Source organism: Catenibacterium sp. UBA627, assembly GCF_002299355.1.
GTDB classification, from domain to species: Bacteria; Bacillota_I; Bacilli_A; order Erysipelotrichales; family Coprobacillaceae; genus Catenibacterium; species Catenibacterium mitsuoka.
Genome location: NZ_DBPF01000128.1, coordinates 1 through 3,072, shown reverse-complemented (window position 1 = coordinate 3,072; position 3,072 = coordinate 1). Strand labels below are relative to the sequence as shown.

Annotated in this window: 4 protein-coding genes; all 4 read right to left on the bottom strand. The window is 31.7% G+C overall.

The annotated features are described in order from the left end of the window. Positions 1–269 (bottom strand): ATP-binding cassette domain-containing protein (locus B2S90_RS08755; RefSeq protein WP_286696897.1); only part of this gene is annotated, 269 nt, incomplete at its 3' end. A 1-nt stretch (position 270) separates the two neighbouring features. Then, on the bottom strand, positions 271–2,070 hold the full coding sequence (locus tag B2S90_RS08750; RefSeq protein WP_286696896.1) for an ATP-binding cassette domain-containing protein: 1,800 nt from the start codon (positions 2,068–2,070) through the stop codon (positions 271–273). Positions 2,071–2,256: 186 nt separating this feature from the next. After that, positions 2,257–2,622, bottom strand: a complete 366-nt coding sequence (locus tag B2S90_RS08745; protein WP_286696895.1) for a helix-turn-helix domain-containing protein — start codon at positions 2,620–2,622, stop codon at positions 2,257–2,259. Positions 2,623–2,910: 288 nt separating this feature from the next. Then, a complete protein-coding gene (locus B2S90_RS08740) occupies positions 2,911–3,066 on the bottom strand; it encodes a hypothetical protein (protein WP_286696898.1) in 156 nt (51 codons plus the stop codon). Positions 3,067–3,072: the final 6 nt, after the last annotated feature.

The window sequence follows — 3,072 nt, the reverse complement described above, 5'->3', positions numbered from 1 at the left end:
CCTTCAATAAACAAAGGAATCTGTGGCACATTGACCATATGATCATAAATGAACTGTTGTCTACTATCTTGATCTAATTCATCCATTCTCTGTCCTTCATAGATATATTCACACTCATATGCGAATTGAAAGGCTTTTAAAAAAGTAGACTTACCAGAACCGCTCTTTCCCTTAATGATAGTCAGCACACCTGGAAAAGTATGAAATGATGCATTGTTTAAGATTACTTTATCGCTAAATGATATATTTAAATTTTTGATTTCAATCATCTTAATGCACCTCACTTCTTAATTCATCCACTATATTCAACTTACTAATGAATTTGTTTTGAAGAACTATTCTTTCTATCAATAAGATAGCTATGAATAAAACTGTCATACTAGAAAGTGTTATTATATCAAAAGTACCTAGTATACAAGACATGACAACAGAAATAAGGGTAGAACTCACTACAACTATAGATATACTTCCCAATGATTCTATCATGGATATTCTTTGTAAATCCTTTTTTAATAATCCTGATATCAAAAGAAGTACAAGTTCTTTTTTTCTTTGCATAAGAAGATGAGATGCCAATACAATATCAATAAGTACACTAATAAGTAGAATCACACCCGCAAATGTAAACATCATATTCTTATAGTAAGAATCAAGACTATTCATAGCCTCTCTATCAGTGAATGAATCATTAATTCTATATCCCTTTGATTCATAATAGTCTATCAATTCATTCAATTCGTTATAGGTATTAGTCTTAATGATATAACCTATATAACGTGGTGTACATCCTGATTGTTTATAGATATCCTGAAGAATTGCATACGGAACATAAATATATCTCTGACTCTTTGATACATAATGAACCTTTTTATTATTTCTAAATACACCATTGATATCAAATATATGAGTTGTCTGATGCATTCCTTTTTGATCAGTGATATAAAGATCTAAATTCACTCTATTATCAGATAATCCCTGATTCAACAGATAATAACTCTCATTATCCATATAGATTCCTGTCTTTGTTTCTTGAATATTTCTATCTATATATTTAGAAAGATCATCATCCTTGAAATAAGGCACAAGATAGACATCTTCTCCTTCTATTTGTGTATATATTTTATATAGAGGAAACGTATTCTTGTCATCTATTTTTATGAAATGAGAATAATCCTGATCCACATAACTATGCTCATCTTTAGTTATGATTGCTTTATTTTCTAACTGTCCTATAAGCATCTTCATACCTTGTTCTCTTGAATGATCAATAATTCCAAGGATCATCTGTGCAGACACAAGTGTCAAGATAAACACCATCATCATCAATACATACATGAACTTATAATGTTTCATATAGTCTTTTACATATTCCCTATAAAACCTATGATCTACCTGAGATACTTCACCTTGTCCACATATATCTTCTTGAATCACAGAACCATCAGATATCAGCCTTCCTTCTTCTAGTGTATAGATGATATCTGCATACTTTATAGCCTCTTCTGAATGAGACGCCAACACAATGGTCATATGCGCACTTAATTCTTTTAATATATTATAGATTTCTATCTCATTTTCATGATCAAGTGAAGCAGTCGGTTCATCTAAGACAAGCACTTGTGGATTGCTTACAAGCGCTGTTGCGATAGAAAGCCTCTGTCTTTCCCCTAAAGATAGCGTCATGACATTTTGATTCAAAGTCACATCAAGATGCATCTTATCAAGATAATCCTGTATATCTTTATCAGATAAATGTTTATTATGAATATGTGCAAAATACTGTAATGTTCCTCTGACATCTAGATGAGCTAATAAATCATTTTCCTGCAAACAATAACTGATACATTCTTTTCTGATATTATTTCTATCTTTTTCTTCTATGAGACGATGATCATAATAGTATTGATACTTGCTTTTTGTATCCATAAGCGCAATACAATAGAGAAGAGCTGTCTTACCTGAACCACTCTTCCCTCTTATAAGAGTAATAGAATGTGCAGGAATAGAAATAGAGGCATGATCAAGAATAACCCTATCATATTCTATACAAATGTCCTTTAATTCAATCATATTACCATTCCCTTTCATATATATATATTACACTTCTAATTATTTTTTTGTAAAGGCTTTCATTGTAATCAAAAAAAGAGCTGTAACGCTCAAAATAGTAATACATTCACACCGCACGATAGACTTAAAGCCATCATTAAAATTAACGCTACTATTCTTTTTATAAGAACCTCCTAATTTAAAATACTACATAGCAGAAAAATTAATTACACATAAGAAAACAAAAAAAAGCAACAATATAATAAGAAAAATCAAAACGCATTTTAAGATTTTTTTTGAACGACGATTTCTACTTGCCAACTGTTCTACCACTCTCGCCAGTTCAACTGCTATCATATCTTCATTTTTCTCATCGGTAACATCTGATCCTATTAGTTCGATCACAGACACATCTAATATTTCTGCCAATTTTATTAACATATCGGCATCTGGAACTGATATTCCCTTTTCCCACTTCGAAATAGTTTGCCTCACAACGTTCAAGGTTTCTGCAACGTTTTCTTGCGTTAGGCCTTTTCGTTTTCTAAATATTTTCAAATTCTTGCTTAACATTTTATGGCTACCTCCTTTCATTTGTTCACTCTATATATATCGTGAATAGTTGCGTTGCACAAGCAACACACATTAACATAGCGTAATTTTATCGTATAGTAGATTCTTTTTTGCAACAAAGCAATATTTTCACTCAATCTTCGGCACCTTTCAAATACATAAATTTCGCCATGGTGGAACCAGTAGTGCCAGGCACTATTAACAAATACTTATCCCATCTCCTTATTAATCAATCATTGATTGTAAGGTTTAAGGGTAAGAAAAAAAACTCTGTATTAAATACAGAGTTTAGTGAGTCTGACCTTCAACAGTCTTGATATCTTCCTGGTTTTCACCAATAGCTTTAACAGCTGCTTCAATACCAGTCACAATCTGTTCAAGACTTAATGATGGAGCAATTGGCTTACGGTTAATAACCTGGCTAGTGATGAATGGAACATGCATGAATCC